Source organism: Neptunomonas sp. (assembly GCF_041601355.1).
GTDB lineage: Bacteria > Pseudomonadota > Gammaproteobacteria > Pseudomonadales > Balneatricaceae > Neptunomonas.
Genome location: NZ_JBFIIH010000055.1, coordinates 1 through 24781 on the forward strand (window position 1 = coordinate 1; position 24781 = coordinate 24781).

28 protein-coding genes are annotated in these 24781 nt (G+C 45.4%); 22 read left to right on the forward strand and 6 right to left on the reverse strand.

The window, feature by feature from the left end:
• Positions 1-24 precede the first annotated feature (24 nt).
• Positions 25-1170, reverse strand: coding sequence for a cation diffusion facilitator family transporter (locus tag ABY436_RS10320; protein WP_372738889.1), 1146 nt, complete (start codon positions 1168-1170; stop codon positions 25-27).
• A gap of 423 nt (positions 1171-1593) precedes the next feature.
• Between ABY436_RS10320 and ABY436_RS10325 the strand changes: the two genes are divergently transcribed.
• Complete coding sequence (locus ABY436_RS10325; RefSeq protein ID WP_372738890.1) at positions 1594-2478, forward strand: bile acid:sodium symporter family protein; 885 nt, start codon at positions 1594-1596, stop codon at positions 2476-2478.
• Here the strand turns inward: ABY436_RS10325 and queE are convergent.
• Entirely contained in the window at positions 2475-3116 is a 642-nt protein-coding gene (gene queE / locus ABY436_RS10330) for a 7-carboxy-7-deazaguanine synthase (RefSeq protein ID WP_372738891.1), read from the reverse strand. The genes ABY436_RS10325 and queE overlap by 4 nt on opposite strands.
• Before the next feature lie 216 nt (positions 3117-3332).
• On the opposite strand from queE, the gene ABY436_RS10335 reads away from it, so the two are divergent.
• Positions 3333-3983: a rhodanese-like domain-containing protein gene (locus ABY436_RS10335; RefSeq protein WP_372738892.1), complete on the forward strand. Its 651-nt coding sequence runs from the start codon at positions 3333-3335 to the stop codon at positions 3981-3983.
• Positions 3984-4091: 108 nt separating this feature from the next.
• On the opposite strand, the gene rdgC is transcribed toward ABY436_RS10335, so the two are convergent.
• A complete protein-coding gene (gene rdgC / locus ABY436_RS10340; protein WP_372738893.1) occupies positions 4092-5000 on the reverse strand; it encodes a recombination-associated protein RdgC in 909 nt (302 codons plus the stop codon).
• 192 nt (positions 5001-5192) lie between these two features.
• Here rdgC and atpD point away from each other — a divergent pair, with 192 nt between their 5' ends.
• The 15 genes from atpD (at position 5193) to ABY436_RS10415 (ending at position 16646) form a co-directional block, all read left to right on the forward strand.
• On the forward strand, positions 5193-6677 hold the full coding sequence (gene atpD, locus ABY436_RS10345; RefSeq protein ID WP_372738894.1) for a F0F1 ATP synthase subunit beta: 1485 nt from the start codon (positions 5193-5195) through the stop codon (positions 6675-6677).
• Positions 6678-7079 carry a F0F1 ATP synthase subunit epsilon gene (locus ABY436_RS10350; protein WP_372738895.1) on the forward strand — a complete coding sequence of 134 codons (402 nt, stop codon included), beginning with the start codon at positions 6678-6680 and terminating at the stop codon, positions 7077-7079.
• 5 nt (positions 7080-7084) lie between these two features.
• On the forward strand, positions 7085-7432 hold the full coding sequence (locus ABY436_RS10355) for an AtpZ/AtpI family protein (RefSeq protein ID WP_372738896.1): 348 nt from the start codon (positions 7085-7087) through the stop codon (positions 7430-7432).
• A 20-nt stretch (positions 7433-7452) separates the two neighbouring features.
• Positions 7453-7809 carry an ATP synthase subunit I gene (locus ABY436_RS10360; RefSeq protein ID WP_372738897.1) on the forward strand — a complete coding sequence of 119 codons (357 nt, stop codon included), beginning with the start codon at positions 7453-7455 and terminating at the stop codon, positions 7807-7809.
• Complete coding sequence (locus ABY436_RS10365) at positions 7799-8494, forward strand: F0F1 ATP synthase subunit A (protein ID WP_372738898.1); 696 nt, start codon at positions 7799-7801, stop codon at positions 8492-8494. The genes ABY436_RS10360 and ABY436_RS10365 overlap by 11 nt, the downstream gene beginning before the upstream one ends.
• A 46-nt stretch (positions 8495-8540) precedes the next feature.
• On the forward strand, positions 8541-8822 hold the full coding sequence (locus ABY436_RS10370) for a F0F1 ATP synthase subunit C (protein WP_372738899.1): 282 nt from the start codon (positions 8541-8543) through the stop codon (positions 8820-8822).
• Positions 8823-8825: 3 nt separating this feature from the next.
• Positions 8826-9611, forward strand: a complete 786-nt coding sequence (locus ABY436_RS10375; protein WP_372738900.1) for a F0F1 ATP synthase subunit B — start codon at positions 8826-8828, stop codon at positions 9609-9611.
• Positions 9608-11137, forward strand: coding sequence for an alternate F1F0 ATPase, F1 subunit alpha (locus tag ABY436_RS10380; protein ID WP_372738901.1), 1530 nt, complete (start codon positions 9608-9610; stop codon positions 11135-11137). The genes ABY436_RS10375 and ABY436_RS10380 overlap by 4 nt, the downstream gene beginning before the upstream one ends.
• Before the next feature lie 9 nt (positions 11138-11146).
• A complete protein-coding gene (locus ABY436_RS10385; protein ID WP_372738902.1) occupies positions 11147-12079 on the forward strand; it encodes a F0F1 ATP synthase subunit gamma in 933 nt (310 codons plus the stop codon).
• A gap of 231 nt (positions 12080-12310) precedes the next feature.
• A complete protein-coding gene (locus ABY436_RS10390; protein ID WP_372738903.1) occupies positions 12311-13492 on the forward strand; it encodes a putative zinc-binding metallopeptidase in 1182 nt (393 codons plus the stop codon).
• Between the two features lie 247 nt (positions 13493-13739).
• Positions 13740-14264 (forward strand): DUF2878 domain-containing protein, encoded by a 525-nt coding sequence (locus tag ABY436_RS10395; protein ID WP_372738916.1) that lies wholly within the window; start codon positions 13740-13742, stop codon positions 14262-14264.
• Positions 14258-14770, forward strand: a complete 513-nt coding sequence (locus ABY436_RS10400; RefSeq protein ID WP_372738904.1) for a chalcone isomerase family protein — start codon at positions 14258-14260, stop codon at positions 14768-14770. Before ABY436_RS10395 ends, ABY436_RS10400 begins: the two co-directional genes overlap by 7 nt.
• Entirely contained in the window at positions 14770-15366 is a 597-nt protein-coding gene (locus ABY436_RS10405) for a DUF3833 domain-containing protein (protein WP_372738905.1), read from the forward strand. Before ABY436_RS10400 ends, ABY436_RS10405 begins: the two co-directional genes overlap by 1 nt.
• 28 nt (positions 15367-15394) lie before the next feature.
• Positions 15395-16171, forward strand: coding sequence for an SDR family NAD(P)-dependent oxidoreductase (locus tag ABY436_RS10410; protein ID WP_372738906.1), 777 nt, complete (start codon positions 15395-15397; stop codon positions 16169-16171).
• 55 nt (positions 16172-16226) lie between these two features.
• Entirely contained in the window at positions 16227-16646 is a 420-nt protein-coding gene (locus tag ABY436_RS10415; protein ID WP_372738907.1) for a nuclear transport factor 2 family protein, read from the forward strand.
• A gap of 69 nt (positions 16647-16715) precedes the next feature.
• Here the strand turns inward: ABY436_RS10415 and ABY436_RS10420 are convergent, their stop codons facing one another.
• Genes ABY436_RS10420 through ABY436_RS10430 form a run of 3 tightly spaced genes read right to left on the reverse strand, consistent with a single transcriptional unit; the run spans position 16716 to position 20191 of the window.
• Positions 16716-17960 carry a class I SAM-dependent methyltransferase gene (locus tag ABY436_RS10420; RefSeq protein ID WP_372738908.1) on the reverse strand — a complete coding sequence of 415 codons (1245 nt, stop codon included), beginning with the start codon at positions 17958-17960 and terminating at the stop codon, positions 16716-16718.
• A complete protein-coding gene (locus ABY436_RS10425; protein WP_372738909.1) occupies positions 17947-18759 on the reverse strand; it encodes a DUF1365 domain-containing protein in 813 nt (270 codons plus the stop codon). Before ABY436_RS10425 ends, ABY436_RS10420 begins: the two co-directional genes overlap by 14 nt.
• Entirely contained in the window at positions 18752-20191 is a 1440-nt protein-coding gene (locus ABY436_RS10430; protein WP_372738910.1) for an NAD(P)/FAD-dependent oxidoreductase, read from the reverse strand. The genes ABY436_RS10425 and ABY436_RS10430 overlap by 8 nt, the downstream gene beginning before the upstream one ends.
• A 325-nt stretch (positions 20192-20516) precedes the next feature.
• Between ABY436_RS10430 and ABY436_RS10435 the strand changes: the two genes are divergently transcribed.
• The 5 genes from ABY436_RS10435 (at position 20517) to ABY436_RS10455 (ending at position 24607) form a co-directional block, all read left to right on the forward strand.
• Positions 20517-21113 carry a sigma-70 family RNA polymerase sigma factor gene (locus tag ABY436_RS10435; protein WP_372738911.1) on the forward strand — a complete coding sequence of 199 codons (597 nt, stop codon included), beginning with the start codon at positions 20517-20519 and terminating at the stop codon, positions 21111-21113.
• The gene (locus ABY436_RS10440; protein WP_372738912.1) at positions 21110-21802 is read left to right on the forward strand and encodes a ChrR family anti-sigma-E factor; all 693 of its coding nucleotides are present in this window, start codon (positions 21110-21112) and stop codon (positions 21800-21802) included. Before ABY436_RS10435 ends, ABY436_RS10440 begins: the two co-directional genes overlap by 4 nt.
• Before the next feature lie 34 nt (positions 21803-21836).
• On the forward strand, positions 21837-22802 hold the full coding sequence (locus ABY436_RS10445; protein ID WP_372738913.1) for a YbgA family protein: 966 nt from the start codon (positions 21837-21839) through the stop codon (positions 22800-22802).
• Positions 22803-22867: 65 nt separating this feature from the next.
• Positions 22868-24337 carry a deoxyribodipyrimidine photo-lyase gene (locus ABY436_RS10450; RefSeq protein ID WP_372738914.1) on the forward strand — a complete coding sequence of 490 codons (1470 nt, stop codon included), beginning with the start codon at positions 22868-22870 and terminating at the stop codon, positions 24335-24337.
• A gap of 21 nt (positions 24338-24358) precedes the next feature.
• The gene (locus tag ABY436_RS10455; protein WP_372738915.1) at positions 24359-24607 is read left to right on the forward strand and encodes a TIGR02450 family Trp-rich protein; all 249 of its coding nucleotides are present in this window, start codon (positions 24359-24361) and stop codon (positions 24605-24607) included.
• Positions 24608-24781: the final 174 nt, after the last annotated feature.

Consider the following 24781-nt stretch of genomic DNA (forward strand, 5'->3'; position numbering starts at 1 on the left):
GCACTTGATGCAGCCGCTAAACTGTTATCGGCACCAGATAGTGAGTTTTGAAAACCAGGGCAGAGACTGCATTGATTCATTCATCTGCTCACTTAATGCAGATGCAGAATAATCTCCCAGAGACTCTATGTTCTTAGGATCAAATTTAAGCTCGATCTCAATCAGGTCATGCAGATAATGCAGGGTGACATGGTAATCTTTGATATCAGGCGCATACCGATGCAAGTGTTCTGCGATCGCTTCTTCTATCTCTTCTCTTAAAGGCAGCACCCGACAATAGCTTTCTTCAGCATCATCATATGTATCAATATGGAAAATAACATGGCCAATGTCATCGAAGCGCTGCAGTAATTTTATGACAGCTGCATCACCTATCCAGTGTCCTTCCGATGCGCTGCAGTAAGGCGCTACCTGAATATGCATCTCAAGGAGACTTTTACTGCCCATATTGCGGCTTTTAAAGTGATGCACATTGATAATGCCGTTAACCTCTTCAACTACTTCCTGTAGTTCTTTTACCCGCTCTTCAGGTAATGCAGTATCGACTAACTCTTTTATGCTGTTCCATGTCAGATCCCAGCCTATTTTTCCTACGAAGGCGGCGACTATAACCGCGGCTAATATGTCTAACCACGCATAGCCTGCCATTGCGCCAAGGATACCGAACAGCACAACAATCGAAGAAAAAGCGTCCGTTCTGCTGTGCCAGGCATTTGCGATCAACAGGTCAGACTTAAGCCTTTTTCCTGCAGCAAGAGTATAACGGAAGATCCACTCTTTACTGAGTATGGAAAGCAGGGCTACCACTAAGGCTGGCCAACCAGGGGTTGGGATAGTAGAAGAGGTCCAGAATTCACTAATGCTTTCAAAAGCCATCGCGCCCGCCACGGCGATAAGTACACAACCTAAAAATACGGTCCCGATGGTTTCAAAGCGAGCATGTCCCCATGGGTGTTCATCATCAGGCTCATCGTGAGAGAAGTGGAAGATGATAACAACCATAAAGTCGGTAAGAAGGTCGGAAAAAGAGTGTATTCCGTCAGCAATCAGAGCGTTAGAGTTTGCTGCTGTACCGATAATAATTTTAGCAAAGCCCAGTAGCATATCGAGGATAGCCCCGATGACAGTGACCTTTTGGGCTTCTTTGTTTCTGTTTGGGGAAATAGACATGTTATGAGCCGATCATTTAAAACACCGGCATAGTAACCTTATGTAAGGAATCGAGCCAGTCAAAAGGCCTGAAAAAAGTTATTTTTTTCATCAATCTTGGCTTGACATAAAAAAATATTAAGAACTGCTTTTTTTATAGAGTGAATAATGATCAACAATGCTTTTGATCCGAAATGATTATCTAAGCTATTGAAATATATATAAAAATACAGCTGGTTAAAAAGTAACCAATATGAGTAGGGTCTTGTTAAATGGGCTCTGTAAGACGTTTTTCTTACGGAATCCACAGGGTTATCCACAAGATGTGTGTGTACCTTGCTCCAGCCCATATAGGGCGTAGGATTGGGTATAGATTTTAAATGGTTGTTTGGCGTAACAGAAAAATCTAGACTACTTTTCTGTGTGCTATAAAAGGGATTCCTAATGGTAAGTACGGGGTTTATACAGATTATTTTACCGCTAGCACTGTTTCTGATTATGTTGGGAATTGGCCTGTCATTATCAGTAAATGACTTCTTAGTATTAAAGGCACAACCTCGGGCAGTTGTTGTGGGAAGTTTGATGCAATTAGTTGGCTTGCCCATAGTGGGATACGCGGTAGTGACTGTCATGAACTTACCACCGGTATATGCCGTCGGTATGATGATTCTGACGTTCGCTCCGGGTGGGGCAACCTCGAATATGATTAGCTATCTGTGTAAAGCAGATACGGCTTTATCGGTAAGCTTAACGGTGATCGCCAGTGTTCTGACACCCTTTACATTACCTCTGCTTTCTTTTTGGGCGGTCACTCACTGGCTTTCTGTTGTGTCACCCATCCCGTTTCCTGTTGTGCAAACCATGCTCAAATTATTGGCTATCGCACTCGTGCCTGTTTTGCTCGGTATGTGGATACATAAAAAGATGCCTTGCTTTGCCAGCAAGTTGCAGCCGCTGATTAAATGGAGCGCTTTGCTTTTTATGCTAGTGGTTGTTACAGGTATTGTCGTTGCCAATAAAGATAAGTTATCGCCTATGCTGATGCAGGTTGGGCCCGCTGTCATGTTACTGTCGATAACCGCGATGCTGGCGGGTGCCTGGATTGGTAAGCGCTGCCGTTTCTCTTCGCAACAGTGTATGACGTTAGCGATTGAAACAGGTATACAAAATGCGGGGCTGGCTTTGGTTATTACCGGCGCTGTATTAGATAACACTGAGATGTCTGGTGTGGTGCTCTTATACGGCGTTCTGATGCAGATACCGGCATTAGTATTAATAGCATACAGGCAATGGTCCCGGAAGCAGGCTGCAGTTGTATCAGAAGGCTAATCAATACCGATAATTTTATGCGTCTGCAGGCTCAGTTTCCATTGTGGGTGGCGCAAACAGTAGGCGATGGCATCTTGCGTGTTGTTTGTTTGCCTGGGTTTATCTATGAGGTCGTCCATGGGTTGTAAGTAAAAGTGGTCAAACTGCAATGCGTTGAATTTTTCAGGCATAGCGTCTGTTTGTGGGTACACCAGCTTTAGCTCATTGCCTTTTTGTATGATGACCTCTGTGGTAGATTTCGGGCTAACACAGATCCAGTCAATATTGTTTGGCAGAGGTTTGGTTCCGTTGGTTTCTATTGCTATTTCAAAACCAACGGCATGCATTGCCATGACTAAAGCCTTGTCGAGTTGCAGGGCAGGTTCGCCGCCAGTAAATACAACATACGGAGTGCCTTCAGGCGTTGACCAGAAACTTTTGATTTTGTTGGCGAGAGATTCAGCCGTAGAAAATTTCCCGCCATTCTGACCGTTTGTACCTATAAAATCAGTGTCGCAAAAATTACAGATGGCACTGGCTCTGTCCTGTTCGCGTCCGGACCATAAATTGCAGCCGGTAAAACGACAAAAGACAGCCGGGCGTCCCGCATGGGCGCCTTCACCCTGCAATGTGTAGAACATCTCTTTTACACTGTACATATTTTCATACTATATATATCGATACACTTTACATAACGAAGAGGAATATTTTTCAATGGCCAGAGTCTACAGGCGCCAGAAATCTTATCAAGCAATTATATGCGATTTTGTTTGCCCTAAGTCGAATCAATTGTTTCTGGAAGATCATTGTTGACTGGTGTATAAATTAACCAATTCTAAATTAAAGAATTCTTATAATAAAAAAGCAGGTTAACTATGTTTATTAAAACGATTTCATCGGTAGTTTTTGCAGGATTATTAATGACTTCGCCTTTCGTTACCGCTGATGAAAAGCGCAGAGTAATGATTGCGCCGGATGTGTTCTCCTTTGAAGTGATGCATGACGGCGAGCCAATGGAGGTTAAGCGTCATCAGGATCCGGAAAATCGTATTACTGATCTGTACGCCAGAACATCTCAAGGCATACCACAGCCAATGCATCCTTTTGAGCCATATGATGTAGAGACGATTGCTGAACGTGAGTTTGTGCTATATATGATGCAAGCACAAAATGATAAAAATATTATGATTGTTGATACTCGTACGATTGGTTGGCATGAACGCCTGACTATCCCTGGCGCTGAAAGTTACCCCTACACTATGATGGATGTTCCCGAGGACAGAGATTGGGCGCTGGATGATTTCGGCGTGATCAAGCAGTCTGAAGGCGTTTATGACTTCAGTGGTGCAAAGACATTGGCTATGTTCTGTAATGGATACTGGTGTGGTCAGACACCGGCAATGGTCAGAGCAATGCTGGAAGTGGGGTATCCTGCCGAGAAGATCAAATATTACCGTGGCGGTATGCAAGCCTGGACGAGTTTAGGGCTAACCGTAGTAGGCGACGCAGCAGACATTGTTGAGTAGCCAGGGATAACGAAAAAGAGGGTATTCTATTGAATATGCCCTCTTTTTGTTAACGATTGTTGCCTGAAGCCCGATCTTGATAGCGAGCTTTTTAATTAGCCCTTGTGATCAGCGCTGTACCTGTCCGCCAAACGCTTCCAGTAGTTGTGGAAAGAGGCGCTGACATTCCAGAGCCAGACGAGCCATGTCGCTGTCCAGTCTTACCAGCGGGTCTTCTGAGGACTCTTCATTTAACGTTTGTGACAGCTCATCGGTAGGTTTTACACGCTTAATTGACAAATCATCCTGAAGAATGAAGCTAAGTGTTTCATCCCACTGCAAAGCCAGTTTTGTGACTTTTTTGCCGGTTTCCAAGTGAGCTATTACTTCGCTGCTATGCAGGTCATGCCCTTTTATACGGATAACGCCGGCTTCTTCTGTCTGATCTTTTAATTCACACTCATCCAGGCAGGTAAAGGCTGGAAAAGAGCTGGTCTGCTGTAACCATTCAGACATAACGACACCGGGGGATTGCACTGTTTCAGGCAGTGCGACAGGTAATGTAGTCAGGCTGTTACGTAACAGGTTGAGTAGCTCTTCTGCACTTTTATGACTGGAGCTGTCGATAACCATAAAACCCGCACGCGGTAAAATCAGTGCACTGGTTTGTTGGAAACGACTGAAAGCGCGAGGAAGCAGATCAAGAATAATCTCATCCTTCATTTGTAGTTGTTCTTTGCGATAGACCTTGCGACCCTGGTCTTGCTCAATCTGAGCGACCTTATCATTCAGTTTTTTCTTAATAACGTTGGCGGGTAATATCTTTTCTTCTTTTTGTGCGGTGATTAAAAAAGCACCAGAAGAGGAGAACACTGTTTGCTGATCCAATGCTGGGTGAGGAGCAACCCAGCCGTAGCGGCTAAGTTCCTGGCTGCGGCACGGTTCAAACAGATGTTCAGAGAAGGCAGTTTCCAGTTGTTCCTGGGTGTAGTCTCGTTGCTCAGTAAACCGATAAAAGATGAAATTTTTGAACCACATAACGCTTCCACTAATAGAAAATTAAAAAACGTAGCTAGCTTAGTGTGAAACCCGTCAGAGTGACAGCAGAAATAAAAGTTAATATTTTGATGATAAATAAAGTTCATCCGCCTGTACGGCTGGAGTATATTAGTCAGAGTGAATAAGTGTTTTTAAGTTAAACCATTTAATCGTGGCTTAGCAGGGAAAGGTATGAAAGACCCAAAGAGCGCGCTGAACTCAGGCAGGGTTGTTTCGATACGCGGTAGTGTTGTCGATATCCTGTTTGAGCAAAACTTACCCCCCATTCACTCGTTATTACGCACGGGTGATAACCTGCAAATTGTTATTGAGGTTCAGGCGCAACGTGATGCTCATTGTGTGCAAGGTATTGCATTAACACCTACACAGGGACTGGCTCGCGGTATGTTAGTGGAAGATACCGGGGGGCCTCTGCTCGCGCCGGTAGGGAAAAACATCCGGTCACGTATGTTTGATGTATTTGGTAATACGATTGATAACGAATCACCGCTGGAAAACGTGCAGTGGCGTTCTGTCAATAGTCCGCCGCCGCCATTGTCCCGCCGATCGACCCAGTCAGAAATTTTTGAAACCGGTATCAAAGTAATCGATGTTCTTATGCCTTTGGAAAGGGGAGGTAAGGCTGGGTTGTTTGGTGGAGCGGGCGTCGGAAAAACAGTGCTGCTGACCGAAATGATTCATAACATGATTGGGCATCATGAGGGCGTCAGCATATTTTGCGGTATTGGCGAACGCTCTCGTGAGGGTGAAGAGCTTTATCGTGAGATGAAAGCGGTGGGTGTTTTGCCCAATATGGTCATGGTTTTTGGCCAAATGAATGAGCCGCCCGGAAGTCGGTTTCGTGTCGGGCATGTTGCTCTGACGATGGCTGAGTATTTTCGTGATGATGAGCATCGGGACGTGCTGCTTTTGATTGACAATATTTTCAGATTTATTCAGGCAGGATCAGAAATATCAGGTTTGTTGGGCCAAATGCCATCACGTTTAGGCTATCAACCCACCATGGGAACTGAACTCTCCAGCCTGGAAGAACGCATCGCTAATACGGACACAGGTGCGATTACGTCTATACAAGCGGTTTATGTACCCGCGGATGATTTTACAGATCCGGCTGCTGTACATACTTTTTCACATTTATCGGCATCGATTGTTTTGTCTCGTAAGCGGGCGAGCGAGGGATTATACCCAGCTATCGACCCTCTGGAATCAAATTCACGCATGGCCACGCCGGGCATCGTAGGAGAGCGTCACTACGCGCTGGCGCAAGAGGTCAGAAGAACGCTCGCTCAGTACACAGAACTCAAAGATATTATCGCTATGCTGGGACTTGAGCAGTTATCGCCTGATGATCGTAACCTGGTTGCACGCGCACGGCGTTTAGAACGTTTCCTGACTCAGCCTTTTTTCACCACAGAACAATTCACTTCGAATAAAGGAAAACTGGTCAGCCTGAAAGATTCATTAGATGGCTGTGAACGCATTCTGCGTGATGAATTCAGGGATTATCCAGAAAGTGCGTTGTATATGATTGGTTCCATTAACGAGGCAAAAATACAAGCTGTACCTGATAACAACTCTGCGTCAAATACTAAGCCCGGCACCAGATTAAAAGCTACATCAGGCACGTCGGCCAGTGTTGCGTCGGAGGATGGGTAAATGCCTGATACCATGCACCTTAAAGTACTCCTGCCTTCTCAAACTTTTGTAGATATGACAGGAGTGTTACGCCTGGTTGCTGAAACATCACAGGGTTCTATCGGTTTTTTGCCACATCGGCTTGATTGTGTTGCAGCACTGTCACCCGGGATTCTGACCTATGAAACGGCCTCCGGAGGAGAAGTTTTTATTGCGGTTGATGAGGGAGTTCTGGTGAAAGCAGGTTTTGATGTCATGGTCTCGGTTCGACGCGCTTTAAGCGGAAAAGATCTGAGCAAGCTGCACGCTTTGGTCAAACAGGAGTTTCTGATTCTCGACGAGCATGAGCGCGAGATCCGTTCGACTATGGCAAAACTGGAAACAGGATTTGTGGGCCGGTTAGCGAGTTTTAGTCATGAATAATCAATATGAATGATGAACCCGAAAACGCTCCTAAAAAATCACCAGGTCTGCTCAGTGCCGTTGAGAAAAAAGCGGCACTCAAGTTAAGGGCTCGGCGAAATGCCACGCCGGGTGTCTGGTTTGGTTTAGGCATGATTGGGCTGATTGGCTGGTCGGTTGTGGTACCCACATTAGTCGGGGCTGCGCTGGGAATATGGCTGGATAAGCATGAGGTGGGGCAGCATTCATGGACGCTGGCATTGTTGATGGCTGGGTTAACACTCGGATGTTTGAATGCATGGCATTGGGTTGCAAAAGAAGATAAGGCGATGCGAGATGAGCAAGAGGATGATAAACAACATCCACCCGAGTAAAAGCGAATGAGAGAAAGCAGATGAATCAAGTGATAAGCATGACACCGGTGGACATAATCCCATTATTGGCAGCGCTGTTTGCAGGTGGCGCATTGGGTGCCGTGTTTTTTGCCGGTTTATGGTGGACCGTGCGTCAGGGTACGAAGTCAAAAAGGCCAGCGGTCTGGTTTTTGGGAAGTTTTCTCGTGCGTATGAGTATTGTTTTTGTGGGTATTTATTTTGTTGCAGGTGATAGTTTGCCGCGCTTGCTGGCCTGTTTGCCGGGGTTTATTTTGGCACGTTTCATCGTGACGAAGCTGACACGAGCATCGACAACGAATCAGGATGTGACGTCATTACCCTCTTTATCTAACGAGGTGTCTGATCATGCCCCTTAGTCCCGATGAACTTATTTTCTGGCAAATGGGCGTTATTAAACTCAATGCTACCATCATGTATACGTGGGGGTTGATGTTGATTCTGGTGGTTGGTTCTAAGCTGATTACTCAGCGGTTGTCTCATGAGCTTCAGCGTTCACGCTGGCAGAACTTGCTGGAAATTATTGTCACGGGTATTGCTCAACAAATTAAAGAGGTCGGTTTGAGTCAGCCGGAAAAATATCTCGGATTTTTGGGTACGCTCTTTCTGTTTGTGGCGATGGCCAGTCTGTGTACGATTATTCCCGGCTATCAGCCGCCAACGGGGTCATTGTCCACAACAACTGCGCTGGCATTATGTGTATTGGTGGCTGTGCCTTTATTCGGCATTCAGGATCAGGGTATATCGGGTTATGCAAGGTCCTATTTATCACCGACTTTTATCATGTTGCCGTTTAACCTGATCAGCGAAGTATCGCGAACGCTGGCGCTGGCAGTTCGGTTATTTGGTAACATGATGAGCGGTGCCATGATTATAGGTATTTTATTGGCTATTACGCCGTTCGTCTTCCCGGTTGTAATGACCCTGCTTGGGTTGTTAACGGGCATGGTGCAAGCCTACATATTCTTTATTTTGGCGGCTGTATATATTGCAGCCGCGACGACTGTTCACCCAGCTCAACCTGCTGCTGGAACAGACAAGTGATGTGTGGCTGGCATAATTTTTAACGACGTAAATAAAAGGATCCACCATGGATAGCATGACATATATCGCGGTAATCTCGATTATTATGGCAGGTATTACCACCGGGATTGGCACGCTGGCGCCCGCTTTGGCCGAAGGCCGGGCTGTGGCTACCGCCCTTAGTGCATTGGCTCAGCAGCCGGATGCCTCTTCTACCATTACACGGACCTTGTTTGTCGGTTTGGCAATGATTGAATCTACAGCCATATATTGCTTTGTTGTGTCGATGATTATCATCTTTGCTAACCCATTCTGGAATTACTACCTGGCACAAGCAGCAGGACATTAATCTATGTTGATTGATTGGTTTACCGTCGCTGCGCAAGTGCTCAACTTTCTGATACTGGTGTGGCTTTTAAAGCGTTTTCTTTATAAGCCTATTCTTGATGCTATCGATTCACGTGAGCGCATCATTGCCAAAAAATTAGCGGATGCCGAGGAGACAAAAGTACAAGCGTGCAGTGAACGGGATAACTATCTTTATAAAAATAAAGCATTTGAGCAGCAGCGTGATGCCCTGATGCAAGAGGCTATTGATGAGGCGAGTAATGAAAAACACCGGTTGTACACTGAAGCGCGACAGGAGGCAGATGACATGCGTAAAGCGCGCCTCAACACACTACTGCAAGAGCAACAAAATATAAATGCGGATATCAACCGCATAACGAGGGAAGAAATTTTTCTGATTGTACGTAAAGTATTGAAAGATCTGTCAGGTACTGACATTGAAGCACGTATGAGTGAAGTTTTTATCGAGCGATTAAGCGCACTGGATCAGTCAACCAGGAATAGTCTTAATGAGTCCCTGCGTGACGCGAAAAATCAGGTTATCGTGCGCAGTGCTTTTGAGCTACCGCTGCCACAGCGAGCCGCGATAAAAGCTGTGCTGGATAAGGTGTTGTCCTCGCAACTGCAGCTATGCTTTGAGACAGCAGATGAGATTGTAAGTGGCATAGAAATCATCATTCATGGTCAAAAAATTGCCTGGAGCATTGCCGATTACACACTGACACTGGAAAAGAGAGTCAGTGAGTTATTAGTTGGACCGCAAATGCTTGGGGAAGGAAAGGGGATATGAGTTTTCCGCCTGATACATTACGACATGTTTTTGACAGTACTTTCACTCAGCTCAGACAAGGATATGAAGGTGTAACACCGCAAATATCATTGCAGGAAGTGGGTACTATTATCAGCGTATCGACCGGTATTGCCCGGGTGTCCGGGCTTCCTGATGTGGGTGCGGAAGAGCTTCTTGAGTTTCCTAAAGGTATTTTTGGTATCGCTTTCAATGTGGATGAAGACGAAATCGGTGCGGTGTTGCTCGGTGATTATGCCAGCCTGCAGACGGGGGCGCTTGTTAGGCGCACCGGGCGTGTTATGGATGTGGCGGTAGGGGATGGATTATTAGGACGTGTAATAGATCCTCTGGGGCGGCCATTAGATGGGAAAGGGGCTGTCAGCACTCATCAACGATTGCCAGTTGAGCGACCTGCCGCTCCCATCATGGATCGTGCTCCTGTGACGGTACCCTTACAGACAGGGCTAAAAGTTATCGATGCGCTCATTCCTGTGGGCAGGGGGCAGCGTGAGCTGATTTTAGGAGATCGGCAAACCGGCAAAACCGCCATCGCTATTGATACAATTCTGAATCAACATGACCAGAATGTGATCTGCATCTACTGTGCGATTGGCCTACGTGCATCTACTGTCGCTAAAACGCTGGCGATTTTACAAGAAAAGGGTGCGATGGAGTATACGGTTGTGGTGGTTACTGAAGGCAGTGACCCTCCCGGGCTTGCTTACATTTCGCCTTATGCCGCCACCAGTATTGGCGAATTCTTTATGCAGGCAGGCCGTGACGTACTGATTGTCTACGATGATTTGACACACCATGCACGTGCTTATCGTGAGTTATCCTTATTGTTGCGCAGACCCTCAGGGCGTGAAGCGTTTCCGGGCGATATATTCTATATTCATTCGCGTTTACTCGAACGTGCCACTCATCTTAATGCTGAAAAAGGAGGAGGCTCGCTCACGGCGTTGCCTATTATTGAAACGGAAGCGCAAAATATGTCGGCTTTCATTCCGACCAATCTTATCTCCATTACCGATGGTCAAATCTATTTGTCTCCATCGCTATTTGAATTAGGTGTGTTGCCCGCGGTCGATGTGGGTAAATCTGTTTCGCGAGTGGGTGGTAAGGCGCAACTTTTGGCATACCGGGCAGTGACGGGGGATCTGAAATTAGCGTATGCCCAATTTGAAGAGTTGGAAACCTTTGCACGCTTTGGTGCAAAACTGGATGAAAACTCTCAATATGTTATTGAACATGGGCGACGCATTCGTGCGTGCCTCAAACAGTCGGAGCTCTCCCCTGTGACTGTTGCAGCACAAATAGCCGTATTATTAGCGTTAACATCTAAGCTGTTCGATAAAATTCCGTTTGATCGCATGGTTATTGCCGAGCGGGCTGTGCGTGCGGCAGCAATAGGTATTCCACCTCAGGTATGTAATCGGTTTCAGACAGCGGGTCAATTAAGCAATGATGATAGAAGCCTGATTATCCGGATTGCCAGGGATGCATTAGAGAGCATCGCTATTTAAGGACATGTGATGAGTAATACGATAGCCAGCTTGAATCGTAAAATTAGCAGTGCCGCGGATCTTCAGGCGGTTGTGCGGACGATGAAAGCGATGGCTGCCTCGAATATTAATCAATATGAGCGCGCTGTAAATGCTTCGGATGGTTATTTCCGAACTCTTCAATTGGGACTGGCTGCTTGTTTGCAGAAAAACAAGGCCTTCGAATCTCAGGATAGCGCCATTCCGGTTATCCCTACTACCCAACCTTACGCGAAAGCTGAAAATAGTCGGATTGGTGCAGTTGTTTTTGGCTCAGATCAAGGTTTAGTCGGGCAGTTTAACGATGTGATGATTGAGTTTGTAACCCATACGCTGAATGAACTTACGGGGCGAAAAGTAATTTGGGGAGTCGGTGAACGTATTCAGTCCGGTTTAGCCAACTGTCATTTTGAAGAAGGAGAACGCTTTGCTCTTCCCGGTTCCATTGGTGCTATTACGCCTCTGGTCGGGCGGATACTAATGGACATTGAAGCACAGCGTGAAAAGTTTGAAATCACAGAGGTATATCTGTTTCACAACCAACCTCAGTCAAAATCTGCTTATGCACCGGCATGCCAACGATTGCTTCCACTGGATGAGCAATGGCAGCAGGAACTGTGCAGTATTCGTTGGCCGACATCTAATCTTCCTGAGATTATCAATAATCGACAAACGACCTTATTAGCCTTCATCAACGAATATATTCTGCTGTCCTTGTTCAGAGCCTGCACTGAGTCTCTGGCCAGCGAAAATGCCAGTCGTTTATTGGCGATGCAGCGTGCCGAAAAGAACATTGAAGAATTATTAGAAAATTTTAATCAGACGTATCATCGCATACGTCAGAGTAATATTGATGAAGAGTTATCCGATATTATTTCCGGTTTTGGTGCACTGCAAGGTATTTCCTCTCAGAAGAGGTCATGAATCTTGTACAGACTAGCCTTAACTCTGATCAGCAGGTTTTAACCTGAACGCTTAAGTGAATAGCATTCGCTTATTGCCGGCTTTTCTATTTATACTGTGGTCTCCTGGTATTTTATTAAGATGTCCTCCCTCATGTGCTTAGCATGTGGCTTTATAGAGTTGGGCAATTCCAGCATGACTATCTACAAACAACTAACCTATATCAGCTAATGTAAAGGGTACCTAAGAATTATGAAACTTTTCAGCTGCATCTGTGGCGTTACCAGTTCTTTATTTTTTGAAAGTACTCAATGTACAACGTGCGGGCGTTTGACGGGATACTGCCAGGATATAAAAGCAGTCATCGGCTTTGATAAGACAGAAGTTGATGGCGAATATACATCCACAGTCAACGGCAAAAGCTATCGCCAGTGTGATAATTACAGTCTCCATCAAACATGTAATGGTATGGTGCCGGCTGATAGCATTGAGGCTGATGTTCTCCCCAATCAAATGTTATGTTTTAGTTGTCATTTCAATGACAACATACCGAACTTATCCGTGCCGGGGCATATCAATCTCTGGCGCAAACTGGAAGTGGCGAAACGCCGCACGCTCCTGACATTAGATGCTTTAAATCTGCCGTTACTGGATAAGCAAGAAGATCCGGAAATGGGGCTTAGTTTTGACTTTTTGGCCGATAAGCAGGTCAATGATCACTTCGCTACACCCTTGGATGGACATGAGCCGGTCTTTACAGGGCATAATAATGGTCACATCACTATAAATATTGCAGAGGCCGATGACGTAGCGCGAGCATCGACGCGGCTGGCAATGGGTGAGCGTTACCGCACACTCCTTGGGCATTTTCGCCATGAAATAGGCCATTATTATTGGGACTTGTTAGTCTCGCGACAGACTGCAGAATGTAAACGCTTCAGAGCACTTTTCGGAGATGAGCGTGAAAGTTATCAGGATGCGCTGGATCACCATTATCAGCATGGGGCACCTGAAAACTGGCAGGATAACTTCATTTCTCAATATGCCAGTATGCACCCCTGGGAGGATTTTGCTGAAACCTGGTCACACTATATGCACATGATTGATACACTGGAAACGGCGCAAACCTTTGGTTTGCAAATCACCACGAATAATCATTCGAATGACAACACCGATATGACAGAGTTGAGCTTGCCGCAAGCTATCAACTACTTTGATAAAAAATCCTCACTGCTGGATATGATTGAGACGTGGGTACGTTTCTCAGTCATCCTCAATTCACTCAATCGTAGTATGGGGCTTCCTGATGCTTACCCGTTTGTTTTCAACGAAGTGATTGAGAAAAAGCTGCGCTATATTCACTACCTGATACATTCCTCTGCCAGCCAGAAGAAAGTAAAACAGCCTCATGACAAAGCTGCTCTAAAGCATTAATACGGTTAACTGATCATGGCAGGCCAATACCGATTGGTCTGTCATGCCTGTCTATGCGTTGCCTTTCTGCGCCTCCTGATTAAGCCGTTCTGATTGAATAGATTCATTTTCACTGACTCAGTTTAATTGAAGCAATTTATCTGATTTACCTGACCTGATCTGATTTAAGCGTTAATCCGTATGAAATAAGGTAATGGAAGTGTGTCTGTTGAGTTGGTTTTATTGAGGTGACCATATTGAGGTGAATATGTTGTTTGGCTTATCGTGGAAAATCTGGATCAATTTTATTGGTTTCAATCTGATTTGGGTTTTGAGTATTTTCAGCGGGAATGAGTCGGTACTGTGGGTGTCGCTGCTTCTACTGGTGCATTTTGTGCTTATCAGTAAACCTTTCATCGAGTTGTCAGTAGTGCTGACGACTGCTTTGCTAGGGTATAGCGTCGATTGCTTATTAACGCTGCTGGGGGTCTTCAGGTTTGAGCAGGTCCAGGGAATTACCCCTATTTGGCTGATGTTTTTGTGGATCGGCTTTTGCTCAACCCTCAGGCACAGTCTGAGCTTCTTTTCTGAGAAATATATATTGGCTTCGGCAGCCGGGGCTATTGCAGGAAGCATCACATATTTGTCTGCCGCACATTTTGGTGCGGTTGAATTGCCACTTTCCCCCGCTCTCAGCGTTGCTGTTCTGGCAAGCGTCTGGGCTGTTCTATTCCCTTCGTTGCTTTGGATATCTTTTGCCTTAAGTCAAGTAATGAGTAAGCGATTATGTTGATAAAATCAATCTTCTTTGTTTTGTTACTCTGTTCTGTTGAGGTTTTAGGGCAAACCCTGCCACAACAATTACCACAACACTGGAAACGTATAGGCGAAGCTGAATTAAGTATTCTTTGGTTTGATATTTATAACGCCGAGCTTCTCTCTCCTGATGGTCGTTACTCGGGTGTTAATAGTCCTCTGGTACTTAAGCTGAATTACCATCGTAATATAAGCCAGGCTGATATGTTGGAGGAAACCCAAAAGCAGATTAAAAAATTTGCCCACAAAGATCAGGCGGATGGTTGGCTAACCAAGCTGTCGCAGGTCTGGCCAGACATCTACAAAGGAGACCAGCTTGCCTTTTGGATTGATCATGAAAATACCGGACATTTCTTTCACAACGAAGACTGGGTGGGTTCTTTGCAAGACCCGGCATTCAGCACTGCCTTTATTCAGATCTGGCTTTCGGACAACAGCAGCTATCCCGATTTGGCAAAAAAACTCAGAGGGAGTGTTAAATAATGAAGCGATTAGCATTTAAAGATCTGAATTTTAAAAATCTGGCAAAGGTGACTCTTATGGTTTCTATACCTTTTATATCGGCTTGTGCTGTCAATATTGATGAGTACAGTGAGGTTAAGCCCGAGCTGGATCTTAGCGAATTTTTTAATGGTCACCTTGAGGCGTACGGTATTGTTCAGGATTTCAAAGGAAAGGTCAGTCGGCGCTTTACGGCTGATATTCTTGGTCAGTGGGAGGGTGATAAGGGGGTGCTCGATGAGCAGTTTGTTTTCGCCGATGGTGAAGAGCAACACCGCTGCTGGCATCTTAACAAATCAGGACAAGAGTACACAGGTACGGCAGGTGATGTAGTCGGGGAAGCCAAAGGGAAAGTAGCAGGTAACGCTTTGAATTGGTCTTACGTATTATCTGTTCCTGTCGAGGGTAAACACTGGAATATCAGCCTGAATGATTGGATGTACTTAGTGGATGAAAATAATCTGATTAATCGGGCGAAAATGAGTAAGTTTGGCTTGGAAGTAGGGCAAATAACACTCTATATCCGTAAAGTTTCTTCGCAGGCTCATCGTCCGTTAACTCCCGGATGCCGCATTTAGAGAGAGTTTAATGTAAGAGGTTATGAGCATGAGTATGAATAAGAATTTACCCTGGCGCAGCGTATGGATTACAGGCGCCGGTCGGGGTATTGGCGAAGCGCTGGCCATTTTATGTGCACAGCAGGGATTAACTGTTTATGCCTCGTCACGAACTGTTTCAGAGCTTGAGCGTTTAAAAAATAGTTGCCAGAGCTATCCGGGAACAATAGTGCCAACCCCTTTGGATATTACAGATCCACGACAGATTGAGGAAGTGATGCAAAGCTGGGATAAGGGGGCTGGCTTACCCGAGCTGGTGATTTTGAATGCTGGCACGCATGATCCTTTTCCAGCTCAGGCATTCAGTGCACAGCGCTGCCAACGGGTATTTGATATCAACCTTCAGGGGACTATTAATTGCCTTGATCCGGTGCTGAAGCGCATGCTGCAAAGTAATTCAGGACAGGTTGCCGTGATGGCTTCAGTCGCAGGATATCGTGGTTTGCCGACAGCGGCAGCCTATGGTGCCAGTAAGGCGGCGTTGATTCATCTTTGTGAGGCACTTCGGCTTGACCTGAAAGACAGCAAGGTTACATTGCAAGTGATTAACCCGGGCTTTGTTCGTACTCCGTTGACTGATAAAAATGATTTTAAAATGCCTGCACTACAGGAGCCGGAAGCGGCGGCCGGGAGTATTCTTAAAGGCCTGTTGAGCAAGCGTTTTGAAATAGCATTTCCCGGCCGCTTTGTTTATTTTTTAAAGCTACTGCGTATTCTCCCTTATAGTTGGTACTTCAGGCTGATAGGGAAAACCGTCAAAACATAACGAGCTGACGATAATAGCGTGTATTAATCAGGGCGTATTAAACAAGGTGCAGAATATGGATAATTGGTTAGCCGATTATGTTGAGGTGCTGGAAAATCTCAGCAGTAATAACCTGGGCAGCCTTCGCAATATAACTTCAGAAACTTTTAGTTTCAGAGATCCGTTCAATCACACGCATAGCCAGGCAGACTTCATCGCTATTATGCAGGACATGTTCCAGCGTCTTTCTAGTGTGCGTTTTCAGGTACATCGTTGTGTGCAACAAAATAATGATGCTTTTATTTATTGGACTTTTTATGCTGATAGCCGTTTCACCGGTGCGTTTAGCTTTGAGGGCGTCAGCAGGATTGAAGCGAACGATAGCGGCAAGATAATCTTGCATCATGATTTTTGGGATGGTTCAGAATTGATGGAAAAAATACCTGTTTTAGGTGTTATCATCCGTAAAGTTCGTAGAAAATTCGCTCATAGTTAATGATTTTCAGACAAAATAAAAGAGGGGTGGTTGTACCGCCCCTCTTTTTTATATTGCGCCTAATGTCAGCTACGCTTGCCTGGCCTCATCAGCATGACAGAGTACGTATAAACCAACATCAATGGAGCCATGTTCAAAGCCTCCCTCACAATAGGCAAGGTAGTAGCGCCATAAGCGGTAGAAGTGATCATCAAAGCCCTGATGACGAATATCTTCCCAGCTGTGTTCAAAGTCTCTGTACCATTCGCGCAGCGTACGCGCGTAATCTTTACCGAACAACTGATGTTTTTTCAGCACAAAGCCGTGTTCACTGATTTTATCTTTGAGTATGGAAACGCTGGGCAGCATACCGCCTGGAAATACATGTCGTTGTATAAAATCAGCTTGCTTTCGGTACAGATCAAAACGCTCATCTTCAATGGTGATGACTTGTAAAACGGCGTTTCCTCCCGGTTTGAGTACACGTTTAAGCGTATCAAAATAGGTATCCCAGTGTGCTTCGCCTACTGCCTCAAACATCTCGATAGAAACGACCGCATCATATTGCTGGCTAAGGTCCCGGTAGTCAGTCAGGCTAAGTTTAACCTGCTCACTAAGCGATTCATTTTCAATGCACTCTTTCGCCCATTTGAGTTGTTCTTGTGACAGGGTAATGCCATGTACTCTGAGGTCGTGATCACGTCCGGCCTGCAGTGCAAAGCCACCCCAGCCGCAGCCGATTTCGACAACATGTTGTCCTGCTTTGGCATCTAACAGTTCAAGAATACGGGCATATTTATTGTGTTGTGCCTGCTGCAATGAGTCTTCAGGATGATTATATAAGGCGGCGGAATACGTCATGCTTTGATCCAGCCAGTGTTTATAGAAGTCATTGCCCAAATCATAGTGGGCGGCAATATTTTTGCGGCTGCCCTTACGGCTGTTATCTCTTTGCCAGTGATAAATATTGTGCAGTATTTGTGTAAAGAAACTCGCTTTGGATAAACCGGTAAGCGCCTCTTCATAGGCCAGTGCCCATTTCACCAGTGTTGTTAAATCAATACTGTCCCATTCGCCGGCCAGATAGCTTTCGGACCAGCCGTTGGTGCCGCCAAAATAGAGACGCAGCAGCGGGCGAAAGTTATTCAGGCGTATATGCGCTTCCGGGGGGTTGCTACCAAGCTTGCAGGTAAATCCGCTGGGGAGTGTCAGGTGTAATGTTCCGCAGTCCAGGTTCAACGTCATCCGGAGTTTTTTCAGTAACTTTTTTTCCAACCAGGTGGGCTCAGAACTGCTTGCATTCAGATAGGTTGTTGACGGCTCATAAACTTTCATAATGGGATACTCCACTCTTATCCTGCCAGCTAATACTATGACTCTTACCGGTATCACGCGGCTGTAATGTTAATTTTTTACGCCATAATTTAAGCGCTTCCCAGTGAATTCCAGCCATGACTTTTAAAGTCATTAAAGGGTATTGAAAGAATACGCTGAGTAATGATTGATCATTCAGGGCACAATATTCTCCGGTAAACGTGGCATGCAGAATCGGTTGTGTTTCTGCTTCGCTATCCGTCCGTTCTGTTTGGCGAATACACACGGCTACTCGTTTATTCGGAGGCTGGATCCGAAAATTATAGGAGGTCTGCATCGGCATAAAAGGGCTCACATACATCAATTTGTCGCAACGCTGGCGCACCTGGTCAGTGTTAGGCTTCGCTTCAAGCAAGTAGGTATGACGGGAGCCAAAGGTGTTACTGACCTCGTAGAGTATGACTTCTAACTCTGCATCACTGTTGTAACAGAAATAAGTACTTAACGGATTGAAGGTATAACCCAAAATGCGTGGATAACAGAGCAGACGTATATTGTGCGTGGCGCTGGCAAAACCGCGTTCAGTGAGTAAGGCGCGAATATGGGCAGGCAGATCGTTTTTACCTGAGCCGTGATCCTTTTCATGAAATGAAAACAGATTAAAACTATTGACTGAAAAGAAACGATGTTTATCTAATCGGGCGAGTTCATCCAGATCAAGACACACACAAAATACCCGATAGATGAAGCGGTTTTTGCTGGGACGAAAGCGATGATGCATGACCACCCCTTTGTACAGGCAGGAATTGGGCTCAGCCATGTGCCTTATCCTTTTTCTTGCCTGAGCTGTTTAATTCGAAGTTGTTAAATCCGGAGCTCGTAAACTCAGGGCTTTTAACCATGCCGCCGGATATTGATCGTGATGCAAGCTCTTTTACAAAGATACGACTGTTTTTGTCCTCAAGCTGCCAGGGACGGGGCACACCGCCCAGTTGTTCAGCAACCGCAAGTCCGGACTGCAGGCCATCTTCATGAAATCCGTAACCGAAGTAAGCACCACAAAACCAGGTATTTTGTTTGCCCTGTAGTGTCCAGAGTTGCTTTTGGGAGTCTAACGCTTTGCGGCCAAATTCAGGGTGATCGTAAAAGAAACTCCGGATAATACTGCCATCTTTGGGTTCGCGAAGCGGGTTCAATGAAACGAAAACTGGGGTGTTAGTATTAAGGGGTTGCAGCTGATTCATCCAATAGGTTACCGATACGTCTTGTGACAGATCGCGTTTTCCTTCGGACATATAATTCCAGCTCGACCACACCGCTTTGCGCTCCGGCATTAAAGAGGCGTCCAGATGAAGATAGGCTTTGTTGCGTTGATAAGGAAAATTCCCCAGCAGGCGCTGTTCTTCTTCGCTGGGTTGATCCAGTAACGCAATCGCCTGATCTGAATGACAAGCCAGTACCACATCATCATAGTATTCACGATTACCGTGGAGGTCTTCGATTATTACCTGGTTATTGTCGCGGATAATTTTATGAATACGGCTATTAAGACGGATCTTTCCTTCCAGTTGTGCCGCAATTTTATTAACGTATTGCTTGCTACCGCCAATCACAGTATTCCATTGCGGGCGGTCATTTAGTTGAACCAAACCATGGTTGCGACAAAAGCGAAGAAAACTGCTGGCAGGGTAGTTCAGCATTTTGTCTACCGGAGTTGACCAGATGGCTGCGCCCATAGGTAACAGGTGATTGTAAATAAACTCTTTACCATATCCTTTTTGCTGTAACAGGTCGCCGAGTGTTATCTGATCAAGATCCTGTTGCTGCATCATCTGTTCAGACTCGCGGTAAAAGCGCATCAGCTCCTGAACCATTCGCCAGAACGAAGGGCGAATAAGGTTTCGCTTTTGCGCCAATAAGCCGGATAACCCGGTACCTGAATATTCAAGCTGGCCCTGGTTAATCGATATCGCAAATGACATATCAGTTTCACAGGTGTTAACGTCCAGGGTTTCAAAGAATTTGACCAGATTGGGGTAATTCACAGGGTTGAATACAATAAAGCCGGTATCAACGTCGACAGTATTATTCTCCAGATCAAAAGACACTGTATTTGAATGCCCACCCAAGCGGTCATCTTTTTCGTACAAGGTAACCTGATGGGTCTTGTTAAGTAGCCATGCACAGCTCAGTCCGGAAATACCGGAACCGACGACAGCAATTTTTTTAGGACGGATAGCAGCTATATTCATCAGTTTGTCCATAATTTATAGCAGAGACCCTGCACGATTGCTCTTTTATCTTATGGCGGTGTTGAAAACGTACTCTTTCGGTCATTTATAAGTATAAACTCCCTTATTCCGTGCGTTTTTGCCTTGCCAGAAAACAAAATTTCGGCTCGTGCAAGGTCTCCGTAGTTGTATTTGTTTATTGTTACGCAGCTACCTTAAAAAAAGATCACTTTTTTAGCAGGGTATTTTTATTGATACCTAAATATTAGAGGTAATATGATTTTTATCTCAAAATTAATAGTGTCTTTAGTGATCCAATCAGGGGCGATTCATCGTAAGGGATAATATGAAAAACAAACCACCAGGTGACGATGTGGATAATGTAGCGGTCATGCAACAGCCGGAAGGTCCTCAGGTTTGGAATAGTATGCTTTCAGACCTGGCTGAAACTAAAGACAAAGCGTTGTACATAAAGCTTTTCCGGCATTTTGCACCCAAGGTGAAAGCTTACATCATCCGTTTAGGACTGGTAGAAACGACCGCAGAAGAGTTGATGCAGGAAACTATGTTATCTGTCTGGCGTAAAGCCCATCTTTACAATGCTTCCAAGGCAGCAGCCAGCACCTGGATTTTTACTCTGGCCCGAAATCAAAGTATTGATCGAATGCGTAAACAGAAATATCCGGAATATGAACTGGAAGCGTGGCATGAAGAGCCGGAGGAGGAGTACGACGTGTGTGAGCAAGCAGTGACATCTGATCGGATGGCCAAAGTGATTTCACAACTACCCGAAGATCAGGCGCAGGTAATATATATGTCTTTTTATGAAGGACGCTCTCATTCCGATATATCAGAGCGGCTCGGCGTACCGTTGGGCAGTGTTAAATCAAGAATTCGATTGGCGTCGGAAAAAATTAAAATGATGTGGAGGGATGATGTATGAATATTAAACATCACCTGGATGAAGCAACGTTAGTGAGCTACACCGCCGGTTCAATGTCTCAGGCAATGGCGTTAGTTGTTGCCTGCCATATCTCAATGTGTCCCGTCTGTCGTGACAGGGTTCAAGAGTCGGAAGCGATTGGTGGAATGCTGTTAGAAAGTCTTAATCCAGCACCGGTGAGTGATGATGCATTATCGCAAATACTCGCCTGTTTAGATGAGGAACCTGAGCTGAATACGGAGCCGCAAGCGAAGCGTGCAGAACCTTCATTTGTGAAAAACAAACAAAGGGTAGCGACGCACAGCGATATTCCCAGACCTCTGGATGACTATATCAGTGACTCACTGGAAAATGTTGAGTGGAAAAGAATAGTGCCTGGTGTCTACTATTATGATCTGCCGTGTAAAACTGAACGCAGCGGTGCATCACGTTTATTACGTATCGCACCAGGGAAAGCGATGTTGCCGCATTCGCATGATGGTAATGAACTTACTTTAATCTTACGTGGCTCGTATACTGATGAGATAGGACGTTTTACAGCAGGTGATATTGCCGATCTGGATAGTGAAATACAGCATCAGCCGTTGGTGGACAGTTCTGAAGATTGTATCTGCCTGATTGCTACCGATGCGCCACTTAAGTTCTCTACCTTGCTGGGTAAAATTGTCCAACCAATGACCGGTTTTTAATCATGCCAATTGCACTTTTATTGAGGAAGTTTACATGGGAAATACTATAACTAACCCGTCTATCCCTGTAGGCATCAGTGCTTGTTTGTTAGGAGAAAAAGTTCGCTACGACGGTGGTCATAAGCGCTCAAAATATTGTTTGGATGTGTTGAGTGAATGTTTTCAGTTTACGCCTCTGTGCCCTGAAGTGTCTGTTGGGTTAAGTATACCGCGCGAGCCTATCCGCTTGGTGGGCAGTGCTGAAGACCCACGTGTGGTGGGTGTCAAAGATCCGACATTGGATGTAACCGATAAGCTGAAAGAATACGCCGATGAAGTTAGCCGCACGCACACTGACCTTTGCGGTTATATCCTGATGAAAGGCTCACCCAGCTGCGGCATGGAAAGAGTTAAAATTTACCATAAGAACGGGATGCCAAATGTTGCTGGCAGCGGCGTGTATGCCGCTCGGTTTATGAAAAATAATCCGGCGTTACCGGTTGAAGAGGAAGCCCGTCTGAATGACGCGGTGTTGCGTGAGAACTTTATCATCCGTGTATTTACTTATTACAACTGGCGTCAGGAAGTAATGACAGCACCTACGCTGCATAAAGTAATCCAGTTTCATAGCCGCCACAAATATCAGCTGATGGCGCACAGTTACGAAGGTTACAAGCAGTTAGGTAAGTATCTGGCGGGTGAAGCGTCAAAGCAACCACTGGAAGCCGTGCTGGAAAAGTATATTCTGGATCTGATGACGCATCTAACCAAGCGTGCCACGCGTAAAAGCCATACCAACGTGCTGATGCATATCATGGGTTATCTGAAGCAAGATATTGATGCCGAAACCAAACAGGATTTAGTCGAAGCGATTGAAGATTATCGTACCGATAAAGTGAATCTGGTTACCCCATTGACCTTACTCAAGCACTACCTGAAACGCCATGGTTCTGAGTATATTCAATCACAGGTTTATCTTGATCCTTATCCGCACGAGCTTGGTTTAAGAAATTATATTTAAGATTAAAAGCTTAAGACTCATTTTTTATACTGGCAGTAGAAGACTCAAACGGAGCATATTTTACAATGCAGCCTCATAAGCTTGTCTGGTTTCGTAATGATTTACGTACCGGAGACAACCATGCCCTTTATCACGCCTGTCAGAACAGTGCTGAACACGGCATTATTGCCGTTGCTGCCATTACACCTACGCAATGGCAGATGCAGGATGAGGCAAAATGCAGAGTTCAGTTTTGGCTTGCCAATCTGGAAAAGTTAAAGCAGGATTTGGCAGCGCTAAATATTCCGCTTAAAATTATTCATGCTGAAACAAATCAAGAGTTGCCGGAGAAACTGTTCAAACTCGCACAGCACTTTAATGTTCGTAGTCTTTATTTTAATTGCGAATATCCCGAGTACGAACAACGACGTGATCAGCAAGTAGAAAGTCTCTTCAGGCAGCAGGGCATTAGCTGTTATACGTATGATAGCGACGTAGTGTTGCCTCCGGGTTCAGTACTCAATCAGCAGGGCCTGGCATATAAAGTGTTTACCCCTTTCGGCAAAGCCTGGCGTCAGTTATATCTTCAGCAACCTTCTACGCCGTTGCCTGCTCCTGCTCCACGGGCTAAGCGCCAGGATGATGTAGTGATTAAAAGTGGCAGTTATAGTGATAGCTGCAACCAGAACTACAACGAGAGTTACAACGAGAGTTACAGTGATACAGTCCCTGTTGAGGTCGGTTATAAAAACAGGATGGGTGCTGACTGGAGCTGTGCATTGTGGCCTGCAGGAGCTGACGATGCGCATCGGCTATTGCAGCAGTTTGTGCATGAAAGATCACATAATTATAAGCAATTACGCGACTTTCCAGCACAGCCCGGGACCTCATCACTGTCACCTTATCTGAGCGCTGGTGTGCTAAGTACGCGCCAGTGTATCGCTGCTATGCAGGCCTATTCAGAAGATCCCGACTGGTTTTACAGTCAATGGGTCACTGAACTCATCTGGCGTGATTTCTATCGTCATTTGTTAGTCGCTTTTCCCGGGATGAATCGTTGGCAGCCGTTTAAACCGGAGATAGAAGCGAAAATCAGCTGGCAGTATGACGAAAAACGTTTTCGTGCCTGGTGTGACGGTGAAACAGGTTTCGATATTGTTGATGCCGGCATGAAGCAACTGCATGAAACCGGCTGGATGCATAATCGGGTAAGAATGATCAGTGCCTCATTTCTGACAAAATTGCTGCGTCAGGATTGGCGATTAGGCGCACGCTTTTTTATGCAACACCTGATTGATGGCGACTTCGCCTCTAATCTGGGAGGTTGGCAGTGGAGTGCTTCTGTTGGTGCTGATGCAGCGCCATATTTTAGGATTTTTAGCCCAATGCGCCAAACTGATCGGTTTGACCCTAAAGGTGAGTATATTTCACGATGGCTGCCGCAATCACAGGATGGCCCCTTATTTGCTCAAAACAGTGTTCGTCCTGCCCCTGTCATCGATTATTCATTAGAGCGCAATCGTAGTATTGATGAATACAAAAATAGCGGTGGTTAACAAAGTTAAGAGAGGTGTAGGTTGTATCAGTCCGGTAATATCAACAGGTTTAATGCGAACAAATTACTGCTCTCTAAATGGACGGCAACAGCGCCAATCGATAAGCAGAAGCACTTTATTGTTACTGAGTTAGTGACTGAGCTAACCCCGGATGAGTCAGAGGAAAAAGTAATTGGATGTGTGTTAGAAGCCGTTATCAATAAGCAGGCGTTTCAGATTGATTGGCAAGAGCTGAAAGACGCAGACCGCTGGTTACAAGGATGGAAATAAAGGCCTCCTTCAAAGAAGGCCTTTTCTATTCATCGTTACGACCATAAATCACAGTTATAAAATAAGATAACTGATGATTAACGTAAACTTATATACGGCTCATTTCATTTAAAACGAAACTTGCTACTGCACCTTCTGTGGCTGCCACATACGCTTTTAAGTGTTCACTTTCCA

Coding starts and splice junctions, on each gene's coding strand:
- ABY436_RS10320 (WP_372738889.1), bottom strand. CDS start 1,170: ATGTCTATTTCCCCAAACAGAAACAAAGAAGCCCAAAAGGTCACTGTC.
- ABY436_RS10325 (WP_372738890.1), top strand. CDS start 1,594: ATGGTAAGTACGGGGTTTATACAGATTATTTTACCGCTAGCACTGTTT.
- queE (WP_372738891.1), bottom strand. CDS start 3,116: ATGTACAGTGTAAAAGAGATGTTCTACACATTGCAGGGTGAAGGCGCC.
- ABY436_RS10335 (WP_372738892.1), top strand. CDS start 3,333: ATGTTTATTAAAACGATTTCATCGGTAGTTTTTGCAGGATTATTAATG.
- rdgC (WP_372738893.1), bottom strand. CDS start 5,000: ATGTGGTTCAAAAATTTCATCTTTTATCGGTTTACTGAGCAACGAGAC.
- atpD (WP_372738894.1), top strand. CDS start 5,193: ATGAAAGACCCAAAGAGCGCGCTGAACTCAGGCAGGGTTGTTTCGATA.
- ABY436_RS10350 (WP_372738895.1), top strand. CDS start 6,678: ATGCCTGATACCATGCACCTTAAAGTACTCCTGCCTTCTCAAACTTTT.
- ABY436_RS10355 (WP_372738896.1), top strand. CDS start 7,085: ATGAATGATGAACCCGAAAACGCTCCTAAAAAATCACCAGGTCTGCTC.
- ABY436_RS10360 (WP_372738897.1), top strand. CDS start 7,453: ATGAATCAAGTGATAAGCATGACACCGGTGGACATAATCCCATTATTG.
- ABY436_RS10365 (WP_372738898.1), top strand. CDS start 7,799: ATGCCCCTTAGTCCCGATGAACTTATTTTCTGGCAAATGGGCGTTATT.
- ABY436_RS10370 (WP_372738899.1), top strand. CDS start 8,541: ATGGATAGCATGACATATATCGCGGTAATCTCGATTATTATGGCAGGT.
- ABY436_RS10375 (WP_372738900.1), top strand. CDS start 8,826: ATGTTGATTGATTGGTTTACCGTCGCTGCGCAAGTGCTCAACTTTCTG.
- ABY436_RS10380 (WP_372738901.1), top strand. CDS start 9,608: ATGAGTTTTCCGCCTGATACATTACGACATGTTTTTGACAGTACTTTC.
- ABY436_RS10385 (WP_372738902.1), top strand. CDS start 11,147: ATGAGTAATACGATAGCCAGCTTGAATCGTAAAATTAGCAGTGCCGCG.
- ABY436_RS10390 (WP_372738903.1), top strand. CDS start 12,311: ATGAAACTTTTCAGCTGCATCTGTGGCGTTACCAGTTCTTTATTTTTT.
- ABY436_RS10395 (WP_372738916.1), top strand. CDS start 13,740: ATGTTGTTTGGCTTATCGTGGAAAATCTGGATCAATTTTATTGGTTTC.
- ABY436_RS10400 (WP_372738904.1), top strand. CDS start 14,258: ATGTTGATAAAATCAATCTTCTTTGTTTTGTTACTCTGTTCTGTTGAG.
- ABY436_RS10405 (WP_372738905.1), top strand. CDS start 14,770: ATGAAGCGATTAGCATTTAAAGATCTGAATTTTAAAAATCTGGCAAAG.
- ABY436_RS10410 (WP_372738906.1), top strand. CDS start 15,395: ATGAGTATGAATAAGAATTTACCCTGGCGCAGCGTATGGATTACAGGC.
- ABY436_RS10415 (WP_372738907.1), top strand. CDS start 16,227: ATGGATAATTGGTTAGCCGATTATGTTGAGGTGCTGGAAAATCTCAGC.
- ABY436_RS10420 (WP_372738908.1), bottom strand. CDS start 17,960: ATGAAAGTTTATGAGCCGTCAACAACCTATCTGAATGCAAGCAGTTCT.
- ABY436_RS10425 (WP_372738909.1), bottom strand. CDS start 18,759: ATGGCTGAGCCCAATTCCTGCCTGTACAAAGGGGTGGTCATGCATCAT.
- ABY436_RS10430 (WP_372738910.1), bottom strand. CDS start 20,191: ATGAATATAGCTGCTATCCGTCCTAAAAAAATTGCTGTCGTCGGTTCC.
- ABY436_RS10435 (WP_372738911.1), top strand. CDS start 20,517: ATGAAAAACAAACCACCAGGTGACGATGTGGATAATGTAGCGGTCATG.
- ABY436_RS10440 (WP_372738912.1), top strand. CDS start 21,110: ATGAATATTAAACATCACCTGGATGAAGCAACGTTAGTGAGCTACACC.
- ABY436_RS10445 (WP_372738913.1), top strand. CDS start 21,837: ATGGGAAATACTATAACTAACCCGTCTATCCCTGTAGGCATCAGTGCT.
- ABY436_RS10450 (WP_372738914.1), top strand. CDS start 22,868: ATGCAGCCTCATAAGCTTGTCTGGTTTCGTAATGATTTACGTACCGGA.